Source organism: Priestia sp. P5_B4 (assembly GCF_056400385.1).
The window spans coordinates 1-4,123 of sequence record NZ_JBFULJ010000306.1; the positions used below are offsets into that span (position 1 = coordinate 1).

Genomic DNA, 4,123 nt, shown 5'->3' on the forward strand with positions numbered 1-4,123 from the left:
GAACCATCCCGAATAATTAAATCGTACATGTTATCAAACTCCCCTTTATTTAACTACTCCATTTTCTTATTAAACGAAGCAGTCTGCTATTGTTCTATCATGCATTGTTTCCTTCAAAAAGTCTTTCTCCTTGTAAAGAAACCTGACACAAACAATAGCAGACTGCTTCGTTTAATAAGAAAATGGAGTAGTTAAATAAAGGGGAGTTTGATAACATGTACGATTTAATTATTCGGGATGGTTCGGTCGTATTAGAAGACGAAATAGTAAAAGCGGATATAGGGATTAAAAAAGGAAAGATTGCAGAAATAGCGCAAGGTGTTAGCATACCAGCAAAAAAATACGTAGATGCTAAAGGCAAATATGTTCTGCCTGGAATGATTGATATTCACGTGCATTTTGATGAACCGAGCCGAGACCATTGGGAAGGGTTTGACTACGGTTCAGCATCTATGGCCGCAGGAGGCTGCACTACATATTTTGATATGCCTTTAAACGGCGTTCCTCCTACCGTAACAGAAGCAGCGCTGTGGGAAAAGAAAAAGCTGGCTGATCAAAAGTCAGTAGTAGATTATGGTCTATGGGGAGGGTTGGTTCCTGGTAATAAAGGAGAATTAGCCAAAATGGCTCATTCGGGTGTAATAGGTTTTAAAGCATTTATGTCAGAAGCCGGTTCTGAATTTGATTTCTCAGATGACCTCACATTATATGAAGGAATGAAAGAGATTGCAAAACTAAATAAAGTGCTTGCCCTGCATGCTGAAAGAAATGACTTAATACAAAAGCTTGAACAGGCTAAACAGAAGCAAAAGCAAACTGCTATTAAAGATTATTTAGAAACGCGACCGGTTGTAGCAGAAGTAAACGCAGTAAAGCAAGCGCTTGAGTACGGTGAAGAAACGGGATGTCCGCTTCACTTTGTACACATTAGCAGCTCTGAAGCAGTGCAGCTTATTACGGAAGCAAAGAAGAATGGAATGAACGTTACGCTTGAAACTTGTCCGCATTATTTACTTTTTACAGAGGAAGACTTTGAAGAAATTGGCGTAACGGCTAAGTGTGCACCTCCTCTTCGCAGCAGGAGTCAAAAAGAAAAATTATGGGCTTGTATTCAATCAGAGGAAGTAGATATGATTTCTTCGGATCATTCTCCTTGTCCGATTGAGTTAAAAACAGCTCATCAGAATGATTTATTTAAAGTTTGGGGTGGAATATCAGGCGGTCAGTACTCTTTGCAAGCAATGATTAGTGAGGGAGCCATCACTAGAGGGATTTCTCTTCCTCACATTTCAAAGCTTGTATCAACGAATCCAGCTAAACGATTCGGTTTATACCCTAAAAAAGGAAGCATCTTGCTGGGATCCGATGCGGATTTGGTTATCGTTGATCTGGATCAAACTGAAAAAGTGACAAAAGAAGGAATGGTTTTCAAACATAAGCACAGTATATATGAAGGAACGGTATTTAATAGCGTTATTTTAACTACCATTAATAGAGGAACGATTGTATACAATAAAGAAGAAGGTGTGTTTCCTCTTCACAAAGGACAAATGGTAAACGGTGAATACGTAAAATTGTAGGTACAGTGAAAAAAGAGATAAAAAATAAACCTTTTATCTCTTTTTTTACATAAAAAAATGAGGATGACTTATATTAAAGGTAATACATAGGGGGAAAATGAGTATCTACTATAACAAAACAGATATTTTTAAAGAGGTTTTTATTATTCTGAAAAAGTATATTTTCGATTGAGGGAAGCATAATGAAAAAATAATAAAGTTTCTTTTTTAATATAGAGAAAAAATTCCCAAAAAGAAAAATATTATCTGGTTGTATGAAAAGTAGATAATCAGATGCTTTGTAATCAAGGGTTTTGTATAAAAAAAATTTCAAAAAGGTATTTCAAGAAAAGAAATCTTGATTTAAAGCTTTTTATAGGTACAATTTTATAATGGAAAACCGTATTTTATGCACTCATTGTAAAATTCTGATATTGACAGAATCATTTTATAAGAATAAAATTTTCTTGTTTCTATTTTTTTATATCATCATAATTTTTTGACAGTTTTGTCTATGGTGGTTTACGGTTGAAAGAGAGGTTAAGGAATATGTCGGTAGAGAGAGAAAAAGTGTATGAAACAGTTCCTCAAAAAGGATTCTTCGGACATCCTAAAGGGTTATTTACCTTGTTCTTTACAGAATTCTGGGAGCGTTTTTCATACTATGGAATGYGTGCGCTACTTGTATTGTACATGTACGATACAATTGCAAACGGTGGATTAGGAATGGAACAAGGAACCGCTTTAGCGATCTTTTCTATTTATGGTTCCCTTGTTTATATGTCTGGAATTATTGGCGGTTGGATTGCAGACCGCATTTTAGGTACGTCTAATACGGTGTTTTACGGTGGTATATTTATTATGCTCGGCCATCTAGTGCTTGCGTTGCCAGCAGGTGTAACCGCGCTGTTTATTTCAATGTTCTTAATTATTATCGGAACAGGTTTATTAAAACCAAACGTTTCAAGCGTTGTGGGCGATATGTATAGCCCTACTGATAACCGTCGAGATGCTGGATTTAGTATCTTCTATATGGGTGTAAATGCTGGAGCATTTATCGCGCCGCTAGTTGTTTCAACAGTAGGTGAAAAGTATAACTACCACTTAGGTTTTGGAATCGCGGCAGTAGGAATGCTTTTAGGTCTAATCGTATTTATGGCTACACGAGGCAAAAACCTAGGTCGTGCAGGCAGACAAGTTCCAAACCCTTTAAAACCAGAAGAACGTAAAAAAGTTTTTGGTACCATTGCACTTGCTGTAGTTGTACTGGCAATCTTTATTGTACTGACTTCTTTAGCGGGCATTTTAACTGTTGAAGGCGTTATTTTATTTGTAAGTATTTTAGCGATTGTTATTCCTATTATTTACTTTGTTGTTATGTATAAGAGCCCCAAGACAACAGCTGATGAGCGTTCACGCGTATTAGCGTACATTCCTCTTTTTATCTCTGGAGTAATGTTCTGGGCGATTCAAGAGCAGGGATCAACAATTTTAGCAACATATGCAAAAGATCATACGCAGCTAACGTATGGTGGTTTTAAAATTCCAGTTGGCTGGTTCCAATCGTTAAATCCGCTATTCATTATTATATTTGCGCCAGTTTTTGCAGCGGTTTGGGTAAAATTAGGAAACAGACAGCCTTCTACACCAAAGAAGTTTTCGTTAGGACTTTTATTTGCAGGGCTTTCTTTCCTTGTCATGGTTATCCCGGCTAGCATTCATGGAAATGAAACGTTAGCGAGCCCGCTATGGCTAGTGCTAAGCTTCTTCTTAGTTGTAGTTGGAGAGCTTTGTTTATCACCAGTAGGGCTATCARCTACAACAAAACTAGCACCTGCAGCGTTTTCTGCTCAGACGATGAGTTTATGGTTCCTAACAAGCGCAGCGGCGCAGGCAATCAATGCTCAGCTTGTTCAATACTATGAAAACATTTCGCAAGTTGTTTATTTTGCTGCATTGGGCGGAGTGTCGGTCATTTTAGGTGTAATTGTGCTAATGATTTCGCCAAAAATTCAGCGTTTAATGAAAGGTGTTCAATAAGAAAAACCGTCCTTAAGGACGGTTTTTTTATGATTTATTTGAAAAAATATTCATGAAGGAGGCGTAGGTCTGATCGTCCTCACCCTCATAGAACGCAAGATTTAAAAGTCTGTTAAGTTCGTTTGTTGATTTTTCAGTTTCTGCAATAATTTGATGCATATGAGCAATTTTAGACATAGATCCGTTGCCATGAGCATTTTTGATTTGATTTAATGTTAAATGAAGCGATAAGAACTCTCGGCGAAGAGCTTGTCTTAATTCAGAGGAAGCAGGGATAAAAAAGCGTTTATAAAAATAACTCGCTTCTTCAAACACCAATTCTCCATTTTCTAGCTCTTTAGCCGCAATTTCTTTAATCTCTTGATCGTCTAATCGACTGGCCGCTTCTTCGATAAGAAATCCAAAAATAATAGCCGTATCTGGTTTTAACATACAATAACCTCCATTATTATAAAAAAGAACTATGTAGTTAATATGTATAGATAGAAAGGAAGAAATATTCATAGTAATTCATTAATCAGTAT

The 4,123-nt window shown here is 36.7% G+C and carries 3 protein-coding genes; 2 read left to right on the forward strand and 1 reads right to left on the reverse strand.

Going from position 1 to position 4,123, the window contains the following annotated elements:
- The first annotated feature begins 215 nt into the window (after positions 1-215).
- Both AC1DRF_RS18090 and AC1DRF_RS18095 read left to right on the forward strand, forming a co-directional pair.
- Positions 216-1,580 carry an allantoinase gene (locus AC1DRF_RS18090; RefSeq protein WP_427076237.1) on the forward strand — a complete coding sequence of 455 codons (1,365 nt, stop codon included), beginning with the start codon at positions 216-218 and terminating at the stop codon, positions 1,578-1,580.
- Between the two features lie 528 nt (positions 1,581-2,108).
- Complete coding sequence (locus AC1DRF_RS18095; RefSeq protein WP_477741325.1) at positions 2,109-3,599, forward strand: peptide MFS transporter; 1,491 nt, start codon at positions 2,109-2,111, stop codon at positions 3,597-3,599.
- Between the two features lie 27 nt (positions 3,600-3,626).
- Here the strand turns inward: AC1DRF_RS18095 and AC1DRF_RS18100 are convergent, their stop codons facing one another.
- On the reverse strand, positions 3,627-4,031 hold the full coding sequence (locus AC1DRF_RS18100) for a hypothetical protein (protein WP_477741326.1): 405 nt from the start codon (positions 4,029-4,031) through the stop codon (positions 3,627-3,629).
- Between the last annotated feature and the right edge of the window lie 92 nt (positions 4,032-4,123).